This window comes from Allokutzneria multivorans (assembly GCF_039537405.1).
Taxonomy (GTDB): Bacteria; Actinomycetota; Actinomycetes; order Mycobacteriales; family Pseudonocardiaceae; genus Allokutzneria; species Allokutzneria multivorans.
In genome coordinates this window covers 164990-183413 of the sequence record NZ_BAABAL010000019.1, presented here as the reverse complement: position 1 = coordinate 183413, position 18424 = coordinate 164990, and the positions used below count along the sequence as shown (strand labels likewise).

Here is an 18424-nt window from a genome sequence, read left to right as displayed (position 1 = left end):
ACGCGGACGTTGCGGCTACGTCAGGCGAGTCTGAAGTTTCTCCGCCGGGCGTTGTCCTGGAGATTCGTGAACGGTCAACATTCCGGCCAACGTCCCCCAAGCAACGAAGCCCGAGGAGGGTCGATGGCCGACGCAGCTCGCGCGACCACCACCAAGAAACCGATCTACCGGCACCTCTACTTCTGGGTCCTGGTCTCGATCGCCCTCGGCGTGCTCGTCGGGCTGGTGTTCCCGAAGCAGGCCAGCGAGATGAAGTGGCTGGCGGACTTCTTCGTCAACCTGGTCAAGATGGTCATCGCGCCGACGATCTTCTGCACGATCGTGGTCGGCATCGCGGGGCTGGGCAACCTGGCCAAGGCGGGCGGGCTGGCGCTGCGGACGATCCTGTACTTCACCGCGATGACGCTGTTGGCGCTGGTCATCGGCCTGATCGTGGTCAACGTCCTCAAGCCGGGCGCCGACCTGAACATGCCGATCAACGCCGGTGAGGCCGCCGACACGATCGCCAAGGCCAAGAACACCGACGGCTTCACCGGGTTCATCCTGCACCTGGTCCCGGAGTCCTTCGTCGGCGCCTTCACCTCGGGCCAGCTGATCCAGGTGCTCGTGGTCGCCGTGCTGGTCGCGGTCGCCGTGTCCTTCATGGGCGAGCGCGGCAAGAAGGTCATCGACGCGCTGGACACCGTCTCCAAGGTGATGTTCGGCGTGATCAAGGTCGTCATGTACGCGGCCCCGATCGGTGCCTTCGGCGGCATGGCCTTCACCATCGGCAAGTACGGCAGCAAGGTGCTGACGGGCCTGGCGTTCCTGATGATCGCCTTCTACGCGACGTGCGTGCTGTTCGTGGTCGTGGTGCTGGGCATCGTCTCCCGGCTCGCCGGGTTCAGCGTGCTGAAGTTCGTCCGCTTCATCAAGGACGAGCTGCTGATCGTGCTGGGCACCTCCTCCAGCGAGGCGGTGCTGCCCAGGATGCTGGTCAAGATGGAGGCCGCCGGAGCGCAGAAGTCCGTTGTGGGCCTGACGATTCCCACGGGCTACTCGTTCAACCTCGACGGCACCTGCATCTACCTGACCATGGGCGCGATCTTCATCGCCCAGGCCACGGGTGTGGAGCTGTCCATCTGGACGCAGATCGGCCTGCTGCTGTTCATGCTGCTCTCCAGCAAGGGCGCCGCGGGGGTCACCGGAGCCGGGCTGATCACGCTCGCTGCGTCGTTGCAGGCCTTCGGCGACACCATCCCGGTCGTGGGCATCGCGCTGATCGTGGGCATCGACCGGTTCATGTCCGAGGCCCGCGCGCTGACCAACCTGGTCGGCAACGGCGTCGCGACGCTCGTGGTGGCGCGCTGGCAGAACTCGCTGGATCGCGATCGCCTCAACGAGGTTCTCGACAATCCGTCCCTTGTGGACATGGACGAACTCATGCGGGCTGACATCGAGAAGAAGGAAACCGTCAAGACCTGACGGGAGTCACCACCGGGGTGCCGTCCGGCGCTGCGAGGATCGCGACCTTGGCGCCGTAGTGCGCTGCGACCCGCTCGGCGGTCAGCACCTCGGTGGGCGGCCCGACGGCCACCACGTCGCCCTTGTCGATGAGGATCAGCTCATCGGCGTACTGGGCGGCAAGGGTGAGGTCGTGCAGCGTGCTCACCACCGTGGTGCCGTCGGCCCGCCGCAACCGGTCGACGAGCTCCAACAGGGCCTGGGCGTGTCCGACGTCCAGGCCCGTCGTGGGTTCGTCGAGCAGCAGCAGGCCCGCCCGCTGGGCCAGAACCCTTGCCAGCACGGCACGTTGGCGCTCACCGCCGGACAGTGTCCGAAGTGGACGGTCAGCGAGGTGGTCGAGGTCGAGGCGGCCGAGCACCTCGCGCACGATCTCCAGGTCCGCGTGGCCCTCGCGGGCGAGCAGGCCGAGGTGCGGGGTCCTGCCGAGCAGCGCGTAGTCCGTGACCGTCAAACCCTCCGGCGTCACCGGGGTCTGCGGCGCGTAGCCGACCGCGCGCGCCCGCAGCCGAGCGCCCATCGCGGAGATCGGCGCGCCGTCGAGCAGGATTTCCCCCGTGTGCTCGGTGATTCCGGTGATCGCCTTGAGCAGGGTCGACTTCCCGGCGCCGTTCGGGCCGATGATCGCCAGCCACGAGCCCTGGGGCAGCCGCGCGGTCACCTCGCGCACGACCATGGCGCCCTTGTAGCCAGCGGAGACCGAACGCAGCTCCAGCTCCGCCATCACACACGCCCCTTGCGAGTCGCCCGCAGCACGAAGGCGAAGAACGGCGCTCCGGTGAACGCGGTGATCACGCCGATGGGCAGCTCGGCGGGCGCCATCACGGTGCGCGCCACCACGTCCGCGCCCGCGAGGAAGATCGCCCCGCCGATGAGCGACAGCGGCACGAGCACGCGGTAGCTACCCGCCACCATCAGCCGGATCACGTGCGGCACAACGATTCCCACGAAGCCGATCAAGCCGCTGACCGAGACGGCCGCTGCCGTGGCGAGGGACGCCGCGACGAGCACCATCAGCCGCACGCGCGCGGGGCGCAGACCCAAGGCGGCGGCCTCCTCGTCGCCGACACCGAGGATGTCGATCAGCCGGCCGCTCGCGCACAGCACGGCCGCCGAGACCGCCACGTACGGCAGGATCAGCAGAACTTCGTTCCACCCGGTGGTTCCCAGGCCGCCGAGCATCCAGTTGTAGATGATCCGCAGGTTCTCCACGTTGAGCTGCTGGACGAAGGTCTGCACGGCCGTCAGGAACGAGGCGACCGCGACCCCGGCGAGCACCAGGGTCGCGGTCCCGTTGCCCGCGGAGCGCCCGAGCGCCCACGTCAGCCCGACGCCGCCGAGCGCTCCGAGGAACGCCGCCAAGGGCAGCGGTCCGAGCGCCCAGCCCTGCACGAGTTCCTGAGCGGCGGGCACCGCGAAGACCACGAGGGTCGCGGCCAGGCCCGCCCCGGCCGCCGCGCCGAGCAGGTACGGATCGGCCAGCGGATTGCGGAACACGCCCTGGAAGGCCGCTCCGGAGATCGCCAGCGCCCCGCCGACCAGGCAGCCCAGCACGACCCTGGGCACGCGGAGCTGCCAGAGGATCGCGGCCTCCTGCTCGGAGAGCGGGGACACGCCGCCGGTCAGCTGCGCCCAGAACTCGGCGAGCACGCGGCTCCAGCCGAGGTCGATGGCGCCGAGCAGCACCGCGACGACCACGACGACCACGAGCAGGGCGCAGCTGAGCGCCAGTTGCCGCCAGGTGAGCCTGGTCGGCCGGGGATCGCTCACTTCGCGGCGGCTGCCGAGACGGCCGAGGAGACGGTGCGGACGAGGTCGACGACGCGCGGACCCCACCGGGAGGCGATGTCGTCGTCCAGCGCGATGACGCCGCCGTTCTTCACCGCGTTCACGCTCTGCCAGCCCGGCCGGGCGCCGACGGTCTGCGCGCTCTGCCCGCAGCACTTGGTGTCGGCGAGGAAGATCAGGTCGGGGTTGGACTTGACCAGGTGCTCCGCGCTGATCTGCGGGTAGCCGCTGCCGCTCTTGTCGGCCTCGTCGGTGATGTTGGTCAGCCCGAAGCGGGAGTAGATGTTGCCGATGAAGGTCTTGGAGCTGACGCTGTACAGCGAGTTGTCCAGCTCGTGGAAGTACGTGAGCGGCCTGGCGGGCTTGCGGGTGTCGCTGACGATCTTGTCGATGTCCGTGCGCATCCGCTTGGCCAGCGCCGTGCCGTCGGCCGCGTGACCGGTCGCCTTGCCGACGACCTCCGCCTGCGTGAACGCGTCCTCCAGCGTCTTGGCCGGGGGAACCAGCAGCACCTGGATCTTCAGCTGGGCGAGCCCCGCGACCAGGTTGTCCAGGTCGTTGGAGGCCACCACGAGGTCGGGCTTGTGGTTGGCGATCGCTTCGAGGTTCGGCTTGAAGCCCGACAGCGTGGTCTTGGGCGCCTCCGCCGGGAAGGTGGACTGGTCGTCGACGGCCACGACCTGCTTGCCCGCGCCGACCGCGTAGAGGACCTCGGTGCTGCTCGGGTTGAGCGAGATGATCCGCTCCGGCCGCTTCTCCAGCTTCAGCCCGGTCGAGCCGCCGGGGACGCTCACCTCGACCGGGAAGTCGGCGGCGGGCGGGGGAGCGGGGGCGTTGATCTGCTGGCGGGTGGCGCAGCCGGTCAGGGCGAGCGCGGCAACGGCCAGCGCGGCGGTCGTGCGACGGAACAGCACTCGGCTCACGTCCTCGGTGCGGGAGTGTCGGATGGCGAGCGCGCGCGGAAGGCGACCTGGCTAAACCGGCTCGGTATGAGCAGGTCATCACAGTTGCGGGACAGCGCCGGGGTCACACCGGACTTCGCTACCGAGCGAGCAAGGGGGAAGTTACCAGTAGACTCGTGTTCCATCTGGGCACAACCCAGGACGGGCGTACTGTTACGTCGGGCGCTACATCGTGTCGACCACACGAATCGTTACGCCTGGGTGTGGGATACCACCCAGAAGAGGGTGCCCTGGTATTTCCGGGCTGTTACAGTCCCCGTAACAAACACGCTGCCTGTGGCATGTGCCAGGCACGCCCCAGCGGGCCACCGTCGTCCCGCAGCCCCCATTTTTTGGACTGCATTAGGACGACGAGGGAGGTCTGCGCGTGATCTTCTCCGCCATCCCTGGCCGGCAAGGTCTGTACGACCCCAGCACGGAACGCGACGCCTGTGGTGTCGCGATGGTGGCCGACATCCTGGGCCGCCGTTCGCACGGGATCGTGACCGACGCACTGACGGCCTTGGCGAACCTGGAACACCGCGGCGCCGCCGGCGCCGAGCCCACCAGCGGCGACGGCGCGGGCATCCTGCTCCAGCTCCCGGACGCGCTGCTGCGCGCCGAGGTGCCCGGACTGCCCGAGCCGGACGAGCACGGCGAGGCCCGCTACGCGGCCGGGATGGGCTTCCTGCCCGCCGATCCCGAGCGCCGCGCCGAGGCGGTGGCGCTGATCGAGCGCATCGCCGCCGACGAGGGCCTGAAGGTGCTGGGCTGGCGCGAGGTTCCGGTCGACCCCGACGCCGCCGACGTGGGCCCCACCGCCCGCTCGGTCATGCCGCACTTCGCCATCCTGGTGGTGACGGGAGCCTCCGACGTTCTCCCGTCCGGTGTGGCGCTGGACCGCCTGGCCTTCTGCCTGCGCAAGCGCGCCGAGGTGGAGAGCGAGCGAGCGGGCTGCGGCGTGTACTTCCCCTCGCTGTCCTCGCGGACGTTGGTGTACAAGGGAATGCTGACCACCGCTCAGCTTCCCGCGTTCTTCCCTGACCTGCGCGACGAGCGGCTGGAGAGCGCGATCGCGTTGGTGCACAGCCGTTTCTCCACCAACACGTTCCCGTCGTGGCCGCTGGCGCACCCGTTCCGCTACGTGGCGCACAACGGCGAGATCAACACGATTCGCGGCAACCGCAACCGGATGCGCTCCCGCGAGGCGCTGCTCTCCAGCGACCTCATCCCGGGCGACCTCAGCAGGTTGTTCCCGATCTGCACGCCGGACGGCTCGGACTCCGCCTCCTTCGACGAGGTGCTTGAACTGCTGCACCTCGGCGGCCGGAGCCTGCCGCACGCGGTCATGATGATGATCCCGGAGGCGTGGGAGAACGCGCCGGGCATGGACCCCGCGCGCCGCGCCTTCTACCGCTTCCACGCCAGCATGATGGAGCCGTGGGACGGCCCGGCCTGCGTGACCTTCACCGACGGAACGCTCGTCGGCGCGGTGCTCGACCGCAACGGCCTGCGCCCGGCGCGCTGGTGGCAGACGGCGGACGGCCGCATCGTGCTGGCCAGCGAGACCGGCGTGCTCGACGTCCCGCCGTCGGAGGTCGTCGCCAAGGGCCGCCTCCAGCCGGGCCGCATGTTCCTCGTGGACACCAAGGCCGGGCGGATCATCGACGACGCCGAGTTCAAGGCCGACCTGGGCTCGGAGCTGCCCTACGACGAGTGGGTGCACGCGGGCCTGCTGCACCTGGCCGACCTGCCCGACCGCGAGCACGTGGTGCAGAGCCACGAGTCGGTCGTGCGCCGCCAGCTCACCTTCGGCTACACCGAGGAGGAGCTGCGCGTCCTGCTCCTGCCGATGGTCACGGCGGGCATCGAACCGTTGGGCTCCATGGGTTCCGACACCCCGGTCGCCGCGCTCTCGCTGCGCCCCCGGCTGCTCTACGACTACTTCAAGCAGAACTTCGCGCAGGTCACCAATCCGCCGCTGGACGCCATCCGCGAGGAGATCGTCACCTCGGTCGCGCGCGTCATGGGCCCCGAGCAGAACCTGCTGGAGCCCGGCCCCGCGTCGTGTCGGCACATCGAACTGCCCTATCCCGTGATCGACAACGACGAGCTGGCCAAGCTCATCCACGTCAACGACGACGGCGACCTCCCGGGCTTCGCGTGCACCGTCCTTTCCGGACTGTACGAAGTGGACGGTGGCGGTCTCGCGCTGTCCGAGGCGGTCCAGCGCGTGCGCCGCGAGGCCTCGGAGGCCATCGCCGCCGGAGCGCGCACGCTCGTGCTCTCCGACCGCGACTCCGACCACAAGCGCGCGCCGATCCCGTCGCTGCTGCTGGTCTCCGCGGTGCACCACCACCTGGTGCGCACCAAGGAGCGGCTGCGCGTGGCGCTGGTGGTGGAGAGCGGTGACGCCCGCGAGGTGCACCACATCGCGCTGCTGCTGGGCTTCGGCGCTGCGGCGGTCAACCCGTACCTGGCCTTCGAGACCATCGAGGACATGGTCTCGCACGGGGCGATCACCGGCCTCTCACCGGAGAAGGCCATCAAGAACTACGTGCAGGCGCTGGTCAAGGGCGTGCTCAAGGTGATGTCCAAGATGGGCATCTCCACCGTGGGCGCTTACACCGCCGCGCAGGTCTTCGAGGCGCTCGGGCTGTCCCAGAACGTGGTCGACGAGTACTTCTGCGGCACCATCTCCAAGCTCGGCGGCGTCGGGCTCGACGTGCTCGCCACCGAGGCGGCGGCGCGGCACCGGATGGCCTACCCGGACAACCCGGCCGACCGCGCGCACCGCAAGCTCGACGTCGGCGGCGAGTACTACTACCGCCGCGAGGGCGAGCTGCACCTGTTCAACCCGGAGACGGTGTTCCTGCTCCAGCACGCCACCAAGACCCGCCGCCAGGAGGTCTACCGCCGTTACACCGAAGAGGTGGAGGCGTTGGCGCGCAAGGGCGGCACGCTGCGCGGGCTGTTCAAGCTGCGCACCGAGGCGCGCGAGCCGATCCCGATCGAGGAGGTCGAGTCGGTCGCCTCCATCGTGAAGCGGTTCAACACCGGCGCGATGTCCTACGGCTCGGTCTCCGCCGAGGCGCACGAAACCCTTGCCATCGCGATGAACCAGCTCGGTGGCCGCTCCAACAGCGGTGAGGGCGGCGAGGACCCGGAGCGCCTCTACGACCCGGCGCGGCGCTCCGCCGTGAAGCAGGTCGCCAGCGGGCGCTTCGGCGTCACCAGCGAGTACCTGGTCAACGGCACGGACATCCAGATCAAGATGGCCCAGGGCGCGAAGCCCGGTGAGGGCGGCCAGCTGCCCGGCTACAAGGTCTACCCGTGGATCGCGCGGACCCGGCACTCCACGCCCGGCGTCGCGCTGATCTCCCCGCCGCCGCACCACGACATCTACTCCATCGAGGACCTCGCGCAGCTCATCCACGACCTGAAGAACGCCAACGAGCAGGCCCGCATCCACGTGAAGCTGGTCAGTGAGGTCGGCGTCGGCACGGTCGCGGCGGGTGTGGCCAAGGCGCACGCGGACGTGGTGCTGATCTCCGGGCACGACGGGGGAACCGGCGCCTCGCCGCTGACCTCGCTCAAGCACACCGGGACGCCGTGGGAGATCGGCCTCGCCGAGACCCAGCAAACGTTGATGCTGAACGGTTTGCGCGACCGGATCACCGTCCAGGTCGACGGCGCCATGCGCACCGGCCGCGACGTCGTGGTGGCCGCGCTGCTCGGCGCCGAGGAGTTCGGCTTCGCCACCGCGCCGCTGATCGTGGCGGGCTGCGTGATGATGCGCGTCTGCCACCTCGACACCTGCCCGGTGGGCATCGCGACGCAGAACCCCGAGCTGCGCAAGCGCTACACCGGCAAGGCCGAGTTCGTGGTGAACTTCTTCGAGTTCATCGCCGAGGAGGTCCGCGAACACCTTGCCTCCCTTGGGTTCCGCACGCTGGACGAGGCCATTGGGCACGCCGAGCTGCTGGACACCGACAGCGCGGTCGAGCACTGGAAGGCCTCCGGTCTCGACCTGTCGCCGGTCTTCGCGACGCCGGAAACCCCTTACGGGGCGGCGAAGCGGCGGCTGCGCGGGCAGGACCACGGTCTGGAGCTGGCGCTGGACCGCACGCTGATCCAGCTCGCCGAGGCGGCACTGGAGGACGCGCACCCGGTGCGGCTCGAACTGCCGGTGCGCAACGTCAACCGCACGGTTGGCACGCTGCTCGGCTCCGAGGTCACCCGCCGCTTCGGTGGCGCGGGCCTGCCGGAAGGCACGATCCACGTGCGGCTCACCGGTTCCGCCGGTCAGTCGCTGGGCGCGTTCCTGCCGCCGGGCATCACCTTGGAGATGGTCGGCGACGCCAACGACTACGTCGGCAAGGGCCTCTCCGGTGGGCGGATCGTGGTGCGCCCGGCCGAGGAGTCCGGCTTCGCGGCCGAGCAGCAGGTGATCGCGGGCAACGTGATCGGCTACGGCGGCACGCGCGGTGAGATCTTCCTGCGCGGACGCGTCGGCGAGCGCTTCTGCGTGCGCAACTCCGGCCTCGTCGCGGTGTCCGAGGGCGTCGGCGACCACGCCTTCGAGTACATGACCGGCGGGCGAGCGGTGGTGCTCGGACCGACCGGGCGCAATGTCGCGGCGGGCATGTCCGGCGGCATCGCCTATGTGCTCGACCTCGACACTTCGCGGGTCAACAAGGCGATGGTGGAGCTGCAACGGCCTCGCCCTGAGGACCTGAAGTGGTTGCGGGACACCGTGGAACGCCACCACGAGCTGACCGGCTCGGCGGTGGCCGCGTCGCTGCTCGGCGACTGGCCCCGCAGGTCCTCGGCCTTCACCAAGATCATGCCGAGGGACTACCAGCGCGTCCTGGAGGCGGAGCGCTCCGCCCGCGCCGAGGGACGAGACGTCGACGCGGCGATCATGGAGGCGTCCCGTGGCTGACCCGAACGGTTTCCTCAAGCACACCCGCTCCGACGGCACCAAGCGCCCGGTCGACGACCGGCTGGGCGACTGGGCCGAGGTCTACGCGGCGATCGAGCAGCCCAAGCGCGACAACGAGGTCCGCACCCAGGCCGCTCGCTGCATGGACTGCGGGATTCCCTTCTGCCACTCCGGTTCCGCGGGCTGCCCGCTCGGCAACCTGATCCCGGAGTGGAACGACCTGGTGCGCCGGGGCGACTGGGAGCAGGCCTCGGAACGCCTGCACGCCACCAACAACTTCCCGGAGTTCACCGGCCGGCTGTGCCCGGCCCCGTGCGAGGCGGCGTGCGTGCTGTCGATCTCGCACGACTCCGGCGGCGCGGTGGCGATCAAGCGCGTCGAGCAGGCCATCGCCGATGTGGCCTGGGAGTCCGGCACCGTGCAGACGCTGCCCTCGGGCATCTCCACCGGCAAGAAGGTGGCCGTCGTCGGCTCCGGTCCCGCTGGCCTCGCGGCGGCGCAGCAGCTGACCAGGGCGGGTCACGAGGTCACGGTCTTCGAGCGTGACGACCGGCTCGGCGGCCTGCTCCGCTACGGGATTCCCGAGTTCAAGATGGAGAAGCAGGTCCTCGACCGCAGGCTGGCCCAGCTGCGCGCCGAGGGCACCCGCTTCATCACCAACTGCGAGGTCGGCGTCGACCTGCCCGTGGAGAAGCTGCGCGAGGAGTTCGACGCGGTGGTGCTCGCCGTGGGCGCGCTGCGCGGGCGCGACACTCCCGAGACCCCGGGGCGGCAGCTGCGCGGAGTGCACCTCGCGATGGAACACCTGGTGCCCGCCAACAAGTTCTGCGAGGGCGACGGCCCGACCACGATCGACGCGGCAGGCAAGAACGTCGTGATCATCGGCGGCGGTGACACCGGCGCCGACTGCCTCGGCACGGCGCACCGCCAGGGCGCGGTCGCGGTCTACCAGCTCGACCAGTACCCGCAGCCGCCGACCGTGCGCGACGACGACCGCTCGCCCTGGCCCACCTGGCCGTGGGTGCTGCGCTCCTACGCCGCGCACGAGGAAGGCGGCGAGCGCCTCTACGCCGTCGCGGTCGAGTCCTTCGTGGACGATGGGAGCGGCCAGGTCCGCGCGGTGCGGCTGCGCAAGGTCCGCGTCGAGCGCGACGCCTCCGGGCGCCGCCGGGTGGTGCCGCAGTCGGAGGAGGTCGAGGAGATCCCCTGCGACCTCGCGCTGCTGGCGATCGGCTTCGAGGGCGTTGAGCACATGCGCTTGCTCGACGACCTCGGGCTGGCGCTGACCCCGCGCGGCACGCTGTCCTGCGGCACCGACTGGCAGACCAGCTCGCCCGGCGTGTTCGTCTGCGGCGACGCGCACCGGGGTGCTTCCCTTGTGGTGTGGGCGATCGCGGAGGGCCGCTCGGTGGCCAACGCCGTGGACACCTACCTCACCGGCGCCTCCGACCTGCCGTCCCCGGTCCACCCCACCGCGATCCCGCTCTCGGTGGTGTAGTCCCGCTCTGCTCACGGCCCCCGGACAACGGCGTCCGGGGGCCGTTTCATGCCTCTGGTCCACTCCGTTCGTCTGGTTCGCGCGTTTCGACTTCTCGAATGACCCGACTTCGCGGCGGCTTTCCCCCGGGGCATAGCTCCAAGCTATGGGCACGTGGGATTGTTCGAAGTTGAACCTCCGTTGGCACGCTCGCCCCTGCTCAGCGAGCCGCGAGGAGGAGTCGGACATGCTCAGGACCGTGCTGCCGAGTGCGCGGGCAGCCGCCGTGCTCCGCCTGCTCATGGCCTACCAGCGGCGGCTGCCCGGCGAGCACCCGTCGCCGTGCCCGCAGTGCGAGGCGCCGCACCTGCGCCGGATCGAGGCGGCGATGGCGGAGGGCCGCGAGATCCAGCTGGTGCTGCCCGCGTTCCCGGCGAAGTCGCCCAACCGGGCCAAGACGCTCAGCCACCTCCCGGACATGGCCGAGCGCGTGGCGCTGGAGTTCCTCCAGTCGCTGTGCGATCGCATCGAGCGCGTCCACCCACCCGGCGCGCGCTTCGTGATCTGCTCCGACGGACGCGTTTTCGGTGACCTGATCGGGGTTCCGGACGCCGACATCACCGCCTACCGCCGCGAACTGCTCGCGATGATCGACCAGATCGGCGCTGAGCGGCTCGACGTCTTCGACCTCGACGACGTCGATCTTGGGCTCAGTCACGACGCGATGCGCGAGCACCTGGTGGCGCACTACGCGCAGCCGGTCGAGTCGGTGCGCGCGGAGGTCAAGGCGGGCGGCCAGGCGCTGAGCATCTACCGGGGGATGACCCGGTTCCTGTTCGAGGACCAGCTCGGCCCCGACTACGAGGGCAGCAGGGCGGCGGCGCTGCGCGAGGCCCGCCGCCGCGCCTACGGAGTCATCCAGCGCAGCCGCGCGTGGGGCGCGCTGCTGGCCGAGCGCTTCGCCGACGCCGTCCGGCTCTCCATCCACCCGCAACCGTGCGGTGCGGAGAAGCTCGGCGTGCTGCTGATGGAGACCGCCGACAGCTGGCTCACCCCGTGGCACGGCGTCGCGGTGGTGGTCGACGGGCGCGCGGAGCTGGCCAAGCGCGCGGACGCCGAACGCCTCGGCGCCACCCTCGTCCGGCGCGGCGGTCGGCCGAGCCACTACGTCCTCTCCCGCATCACCGGCTGACCTCACTGACTTCACGGCTAGGAGCCCGTCATGACCCTTGCCCAGCACCAGAAAATCGGCACCTTCGGCGTGCTCGTCGAGGCCGCTTCACCCGGCGCCAACCCTGCCGCTCTTGATGCTGCCGAGCTGCGCGCGCTCGTTCGTGAGCACCACATCCTCGTGCTGCGCGGATTCCGCAACTTCACCGACGCCGAGGACCTGACCGCGTGGTGCGGCACCCTCGGCGAGATCATGATGTGGCCCTTCGGTGCCGTGCTCGAACTGGTCGAGGCCGACGCGCCGACCGACCACATCTTCGACCACAGCTACGTTCCGCTGCACTGGGACGGCATGTACAAGCCGCTGATCCCGGAGTTCCAGGTCTTCCAGTGCGTGAGCGCGCCCGGCGAGGGCAACGGCGGTCGGACGACGTTCAGCGACTCCAGCGGCGTGCTCGCCTCCGCGTCCCCGGAGACCGTCGAGCGGTGGAGCCGGATCACCGTGACCTACCGCATCCAGAACAAGGTCCACTACGGCGGCCAGGCCGTTTCTCCTTTGGTGGTCCCGCATCCTGTGACCGGTGAGCCCACTATGCGCTACAACGAGCCGCCGATCGCTGACGACTCCTCGTTCCTCAACCGGCCCGACCACGACTTCGACGGCGTGGCTCGTCATGAAGTGCCCGCGCTGATCGAAGAACTCCAGAAAGCGCTGTACGACCCGCGCCATTACTACGCGCACGATTGGGTCGATGGGGATCTCGTGATCACCGACAACTACACGCTGCTGCACGGCCGTGAGGCGTTTACCCACCGTGCCCCTCGTCATCTGCGCCGCGTGCACGTGCTCGGCGACCCGCCTTTCAAGAACCCCGCGCTGTGAAGACGCATCGTTTCGCGCTCCTCGGCCTGACCGCAGCTACCTTTCTGTTGGCGTTCTGGGCTTTCGGGCGAGTCGATCCGCATTACTACTACACCGTCGGCGTGCGCTCGATGGCTTCGAGCTGGCACGCGTTCTTCTACGGCGCCTTCGATCCCGCCGGGACGATCTCGGTGGACAAGGTGCCCGGCGCGTTGTGGTTGCAAGCATTGTCCGTGCGGGTGTTCGGCTTCCACGCGTGGGCGGTTCTGCTGCCTTCAGCCCTTGCTGTCGCGGCAACTGTTCCGGTGTTGTTCTCCGCGGTTCGGCTGTGGATCGGCGTTCGTGCGGGGCTCATCGCCGCTGCGGTGTTCGCGTTGACTCCGGTCACCGTGGTGCTGGCGCGCGTGAACATCCCCGACACGTTCTTGGTGCTGTGCATGGTTTGTGCGGCTCTCGCCACGTCCAAGGCGATCAAGGACGGTCGCTGGCCACAGCTGTTGGTAGCGGCGGTGTGGATCGGCGTCGGCTTCCAGATGAAGATGACACAGGTGTTTCTTGTGTTGCCAGCGCTGGGAATCGCTTACCTGGTCGCGGCGCCGGGCGGGTTTCTTGCCCGCCTTGGACGGGTCTCTGCGGCTGGGGTTGTCGCGCTCGCGGTCAGCTCTGTGTGGCTCGTCTTCGTTGCGGTGACCCCTGTTGGTTCTCGGCCTTACATCGATGGCAGCACGCACAACTCCGTGTGGGAAATGGCTTTGCTGTACAACGGCTTCGGCCGATTCTCCTCGGGTGCTGCCACGACTGCTCAGGTGACCAGCTTCCTCGCGGATTTCGGCGGGGCTCCAGGGCTGTTCCGGTTGTTCAACGCCGAGGTCGGAGTGCAGATCAGCTGGCTGCTCCCGCTTGCTCTGGTTGCTGTCGTGGTGGGCTTCGTCAAGCGCCCGCGAGACTCCGGGTTGATTCTGTGGAGCACGTGGCTTCTGGTGCACGTGGCGCTTTTCTCTGCTGCTCCGGGCATTCATCCGTACTACACCGCTGCGTTGGCTCCGGCCATCGCCGCGTTGACGGCCTACGCGATCCACCTCGATTCGCGTTTGGCCTGGTTGGGAATTGTGTGGCCGGTCGTGTTGTGCGTGCGAGAAGGCCTGGGGTGGCTTGCGATCGTGCTCGTCGTGGGCGCGGTGGTGGCTCTCGTTGCTCGGTTCCGCATGGTGGCGGTGGCGGCGCTCGTGGTGGGCCCCGGCGCGGTGGCGGTGATGGCTTCGGGGAAGAGCTTCGACGGCTTGTCCTCGCTCAATCCTGTTGCAGGGCAGGGGAGTCCGCTGTCGCACACGGGCATGGCGGCCATGCACGGACTGCCACCGGACACGCCTTTCCCGCCTGGCATGGGGGACATGAACATGATCACTCCGAACGCCGGAGTGCTGCGCTACGTGACGCAGAACCATGCGCGCGAGCGGTACCTGTTCGCCGTGCCCACCGCGAACACGGCGGCGCCCTACCTGCGCGCGGGCTACAGCGTGCTGCCCATGGGCGGGTTCACCGGCGCGGCGGCCGCTCCGTCCATTGTGGAGCTTCAGGAGCTGGTGCGGTCCGGCCAGGTGCGACACGTGCTCATCGGCGGATTCCACGGCGGCATGGGCGGTTCCGTGTCGATCGAGCGCCAGGAGTGGGTGGCTCAGAACTGCGCGCCCGTGCCCGCCGCCGAGTACCAGGGCGCTTCCGGGCCGTCAGGGCCGCCGGGGCACCCGGAGCTGTTGTTCGACTGCCGTCCAGGAGGTGCACGGTGAGCAAGTCGCTAGAGTGGTTGTCCCGCAACGCTGTCCGGATCGCCGTGCTGTCCGGCGTCGCGTTCGTGGCGATCTCCGCGCTGCACTGGGCGCTGACCGGCTTCGTGATCATGACCGACTTCATCGACCTCACGGTCTACGAGGCCGGAGCGCGGGCGCTGGTCGACGGTTCACCCCTGTACGAGGGCAAGATCGACGGCGGGATGTACTCCTACACCTACCCGCCGTTCTCCACGCTGCTGTTCGCGCCGATGGTGCTCGGGCCGCTGTGGCTGTGGAAACTGTTGGTGTTCCCGGTGAACACCGCGTTGGTGGCGTGCGCGGTGTGGCTGTCGCTGCGGATCATGGGGCACGCCGGGGATCGCGACACGCGCCGCATCACGCTCGCGCTGACCGCGCTGCTGTTCTGGGTGGAGCCCGTCGCGTGGACCATGTACCTCGGCCAGGTCAACCTCGTGCTGCTGGTAGTGCTGTTGTTCGGGCTGCACAAGCGCACTGAGGTGTGGCTCGGCCTGGCGGTCGGCTTCGCCGCTGGCGTCAAGATCACGCCCGCGATCTTCGTCATCTACTTCTTGTTGACACGGCGCTACAAGGCCGCTCTGGTCGCGGTCGCGACGTTCCTGGGCACGGTCGCGATCAGCCTCGCCGTGACGCCGGGGGACACGCTGCGGTACTGGAGTGGCACGTTCCTGCGTACGGAGCGCGTCGGCGAGGTCGTCATCCAGATGAACCAGTCGCTCAACGGCCTGCTCGCGCGACTGTTCACAGTGGACAAACCGCCCACCGTGCTGTGGCTCGGCGTGGCACTGCTCGCCGCGCTGGCCGGGCTCTCCGTCGCCGTCCTCGCGCACCGGCGTGGGGAGACGCTGCTCGGCTTCACCCTCGTCGGCATGACCGGGGCGGCCGTGTCGCCGATCTCGTGGAGCCATCACTGGGTGTGGTTCGTCCCGCTCGTGGTCGTCGCCGCGCACGGCTGGCGTCGGCGCCGCGCGGACATCGTCGCGCTGGCCGCCTTCACCGCGGTGACCTTCGCGTGGCCCATGCACCTCGTCACCGGGCACCGCATGGACATCCCCGCGCTCGGCGTGATCGGTGTCCCGGAGTGGGGCGGGCTCGGCAACATCTACACCAACGTGTACGTGTTCCTCTTCGGCGCAACCCTGCTCTGGGTGTGGCGTCGCCTCCGCGTCCCCGGCGGCACGCTCTCGCAGGTCGCTGAGCCGTAGCCGGTTTTCGTTGGCAGCAAACGACTACCGGACCCCCTCGTGGCCGTCCCGGAGCGCTCGTGCAAGATCCACACCTGCATTGCCGTCGACCTCGATTGTGGATGCGGACCAGTGAAGACCACACCCGGATTCCCCGCCACCTGCCCGACCGACTGCTTGCCGGAGGCGGGTGAGACACCGACCGTTCCCTTGGCGCTGAAGGCTTTCCGCCTCGTCGCGGTGTTCGCCGTGCTCCTGTTCGCGGTGCCGTTGGCCGTGCTGCTGCCCTTCTTCGGCCCACGCCGCCGCGTGCGGGAGCTGCGTCGCCTGTCGTGGTGGACGTTGCGCGCCCTCGGCGTCCGCGTCGTGCACACGGGTCCGCGCGGGGGAGCCGCCCTGCTCGTCGCCAATCACCTCTCGTGGCTGGACGGCGCCGCTTTGCTTGTGCAGCAACCAATTCACCTGGTCGCCGATGCGCGAGCCGCCAGTGGTTTCCTCGGTCGGCTGCTCGTCGGCGGTGGCACGATCTTCCTGGACCGCTTCCGGCCGAGCACGCTGGGCGACACCCTCGACGAGGTCACCCACGCCCTGCGCTCGGGCTACCCGGTCGGCGCGTTCCCCGAGGGTGTGCGCCGGTGCAGCTCACCCGGCGGAGCCTTCGCCCCCGCCGTCTTCGAGGCCGCCATCCGCGCCGGTGTCCCCGTGCGCCCCACCCTCGTCGAGCACCGCCTGCGCGGCGGCCGAGCCACCTCGGCCGCCGCTTTCCTGGCTGGTCAGTCGCTGTTCGACAACGTGCGCTCCATCGCCTCGATCCGCGGGCTCGAAGTGCACGTGCGCGCACTCCCCGTGCTCGAACCCTCCCGCTACCGCTCGCGCGCCGCGCTGTGCCGCACCGCCAAGGCCGCCATCGACCGCTCCGCCGAGCCCAACCCCTCGGCCTGCTCCGCCGCCAACCCCAAGCCCTTCGTCCCCGAGAAGCGCCTCATCACCCCGCGCGAGCTCGCCCCGCTCTCCTCCTGACCACCTCCTCGGCGGGGGTTCCCCAGTCTTCAAGACCCCCCAACCCCCGCTCGCGAGGTCTTCAACCACCCCAAACCCTCGCCCGGCCGCGCCCCACCTGAGCGAGGTGCCGCCGACGTTGGGAGGCGTCGGGGAATCGGGCCTCACGGACGCGGTTGGGCGGCGCAGGAGTTCGGCGGTGGCGTGCTGCGGCGGTTCCCACGGGGTTTGTGGCGGTTGGAGACCTCGTGGGTGGGGGTTTGCTGGTCTTGAAGACTGCGGAACCTGGGCGGTCAGCCGCCTGCCACCGAGGGGATGATCTGAACCTCGGCGTTGTCGGAGAGCTGCGTGTCCGCGCCGGAGAGGCGACGGCACTCCTCGCCGTCCACGAAGAAGTTCACGTACCGCCGAAGTCGGCGCTGCTCGTCCCGCAACCGCCGCTCCAGCAACGGGTAGCGGCCCGCGACCACGTCCAGCACGTCGCCGAGCGTGGCGGGCGAGGTCATTTCCAGCTCGAACTTCGCGGCTCCACCAGCGGCCGAGCGCAGCACTCCCGGCACCAACACGGTCACGCGCACCGTCGGCCCCCTACACCGACGCGGCGCGGACGCAGAGCACGTCGGGCAGGTGCTGCGCGATCAGCGACCACGAATCGCCCTCGTCGGCACTGCCGTAGACCTCGCCCGTGCGGGAGCCGAAGTACACGCCCGCCGGATCGGCGTCGTCCACGCACATCGCGTCGCGCAGGACGGCCGCCCAGAACCCGTCCTCGGGCAGGCCGTTGCTGAGCGCGGTCCACGAGTCGCCGCCGTCCTCGCTGCGGTACACCCGGCACCTGCCGTCCGGCGGGAAGCGCAGCCCGTCGGCGGTCAGCGGGAACGTGTAGATCACCTCCGGCCGGTGCGGATGCACGACCATGGGAAAGCCGAAGTCGCTCGGCAGGCCCTCGGCGATCGACTGCCACGTCCGCGCGCCGTCGTCGCTGCGGTAGACGCCGTGGTGGTTCTGCGCGAAGAAGCGCTCCGGCTGCGACGGGTGCTGGGCGATCTTGTGAACGCACTGGCCGAACTCGGGGTCGGGATCGGGCAGGAAATAGGCGCTGATCCCGCTGTTGCTCGCCGACCAGCTCCGCCCGCCGTCGGTGGTCAGGTAGACGCCGCCGGTGGACATGGCCACCGTGACGCGGTCGGGGTCCTCCGGGTGCGGCAGCACGGAGTGGATCGCCTGCCCGCCGAAGCCCGGGGTCCAGTCGGCGCGGTGCGGGTGCTCCCACAGCGCCCTGACCAGCTCGTAGGTGCGCCCGCCGTCGGCGGAGCGGAACAGCGCGGAGGGCTCAACGCCCGCGTAGACCACCTCCGGCCGCGAGCGCGGTCCCGGTGCGATCTGCCAGACCTGGCCGAGCGAGGCGCCGGTGTCCTCGGGGAACGCGACGGGCGCGTGGTCGGGCTCCTGCCAGCTCGCGCCGAGGTCGTCGCTGGTCGTCACGCTCGGGCCGAAGTGCTCGCTGTGCAGCCCGGCCAGCAGCCGTGGCGCGTCGCCGCGCGTGTCGACGGCCACCGAGTACACGGCGGTCATCGGGTGGTGCGGCCCGGAGAGCGCCCAGCTGGCCCTGCCGTCCGTGCTCCTGGCCAGCCACAGGCCCTTGCGGGTGCCGATCGCCAGCAGAACCATCGCGAACCTCCGAAATCGATGTGACCCAGCTCACCTCGGGAGGCTACGCCGGGGGTCTGACAGTCACCCGGTAACG

Annotated in this window: 13 protein-coding genes; 8 read left to right on the top strand and 5 right to left on the bottom strand. The window is 69.7% G+C overall.

What is annotated here, in order from left to right:
- The first annotated feature begins 123 nt into the window (after positions 1 to 123).
- A complete protein-coding gene (gene dctA / locus ABD798_RS28685) occupies positions 124 to 1464 on the top strand; it encodes a C4-dicarboxylate transporter DctA (protein ID WP_344881449.1) in 1341 nt (446 codons plus the stop codon).
- Here the strand turns inward: dctA and ABD798_RS28680 are convergent.
- Genes ABD798_RS28680 through ABD798_RS28670 form a run of 3 tightly spaced genes read right to left on the bottom strand, consistent with a single transcriptional unit; the run spans position 1454 to position 4214 of the window.
- On the bottom strand, positions 1454 to 2227 hold the full coding sequence (locus tag ABD798_RS28680) for an ABC transporter ATP-binding protein (protein WP_344881446.1): 774 nt from the start codon (positions 2225 to 2227) through the stop codon (positions 1454 to 1456). The genes dctA and ABD798_RS28680 overlap by 11 nt on opposite strands.
- Positions 2227 to 3273 (bottom strand): FecCD family ABC transporter permease, encoded by a 1047-nt coding sequence (locus ABD798_RS28675; RefSeq protein ID WP_344881443.1) that lies wholly within the window; start codon positions 3271 to 3273, stop codon positions 2227 to 2229. The genes ABD798_RS28680 and ABD798_RS28675 overlap by 1 nt, the downstream gene beginning before the upstream one ends.
- Positions 3270 to 4214, bottom strand: a complete 945-nt coding sequence (locus ABD798_RS28670) for an ABC transporter substrate-binding protein (RefSeq protein WP_344881440.1) — start codon at positions 4212 to 4214, stop codon at positions 3270 to 3272. The genes ABD798_RS28675 and ABD798_RS28670 overlap by 4 nt, the downstream gene beginning before the upstream one ends.
- A 406-nt stretch (positions 4215 to 4620) precedes the next feature.
- On the opposite strand from ABD798_RS28670, the gene gltB reads away from it, so the two are divergent.
- From gltB to ABD798_RS28635, 7 genes are all read left to right on the top strand, one after another.
- On the top strand, positions 4621 to 9177 hold the full coding sequence (gene gltB / locus ABD798_RS28665) for a glutamate synthase large subunit (protein ID WP_344881437.1): 4557 nt from the start codon (positions 4621 to 4623) through the stop codon (positions 9175 to 9177).
- Complete coding sequence (locus ABD798_RS28660; protein ID WP_344881434.1) at positions 9170 to 10675, top strand: glutamate synthase subunit beta; 1506 nt, start codon at positions 9170 to 9172, stop codon at positions 10673 to 10675. Before gltB ends, ABD798_RS28660 begins: the two co-directional genes overlap by 8 nt.
- 226 nt (positions 10676 to 10901) lie before the next feature.
- The gene (locus ABD798_RS28655; protein WP_344881431.1) at positions 10902 to 11846 is read left to right on the top strand and encodes an L-tyrosine/L-tryptophan isonitrile synthase family protein; all 945 of its coding nucleotides are present in this window, start codon (positions 10902 to 10904) and stop codon (positions 11844 to 11846) included.
- A gap of 30 nt (positions 11847 to 11876) precedes the next feature.
- The gene (locus ABD798_RS28650) at positions 11877 to 12707 is read left to right on the top strand and encodes a TauD/TfdA dioxygenase family protein (protein ID WP_344881428.1); all 831 of its coding nucleotides are present in this window, start codon (positions 11877 to 11879) and stop codon (positions 12705 to 12707) included.
- A complete protein-coding gene (locus tag ABD798_RS28645; RefSeq protein WP_344881425.1) occupies positions 12704 to 14473 on the top strand; it encodes an ArnT family glycosyltransferase in 1770 nt (589 codons plus the stop codon). Before ABD798_RS28650 ends, ABD798_RS28645 begins: the two co-directional genes overlap by 4 nt.
- A complete protein-coding gene (locus ABD798_RS28640) occupies positions 14470 to 15699 on the top strand; it encodes a glycosyltransferase 87 family protein (RefSeq protein ID WP_344881421.1) in 1230 nt (409 codons plus the stop codon). The genes ABD798_RS28645 and ABD798_RS28640 overlap by 4 nt, the downstream gene beginning before the upstream one ends.
- Positions 15700 to 15810: 111 nt before the next feature.
- Positions 15811 to 16698, top strand: a complete 888-nt coding sequence (locus tag ABD798_RS28635; protein ID WP_344881418.1) for a lysophospholipid acyltransferase family protein — start codon at positions 15811 to 15813, stop codon at positions 16696 to 16698.
- A 272-nt stretch (positions 16699 to 16970) separates the two neighbouring features.
- Here ABD798_RS28635 and ABD798_RS28630 read toward each other — a convergent pair whose 3' ends face one another.
- Together ABD798_RS28630 and ABD798_RS28625 are read right to left on the bottom strand one after the other, a co-directional pair.
- Positions 16971 to 17255, bottom strand: coding sequence for a MoaD/ThiS family protein (locus tag ABD798_RS28630; protein WP_344881415.1), 285 nt, complete (start codon positions 17253 to 17255; stop codon positions 16971 to 16973).
- Between the two features lie 10 nt (positions 17256 to 17265).
- On the bottom strand, positions 17266 to 18348 hold the full coding sequence (locus tag ABD798_RS28625) for a WD40/YVTN/BNR-like repeat-containing protein (RefSeq protein WP_344881411.1): 1083 nt from the start codon (positions 18346 to 18348) through the stop codon (positions 17266 to 17268).
- Positions 18349 to 18424: the final 76 nt, after the last annotated feature.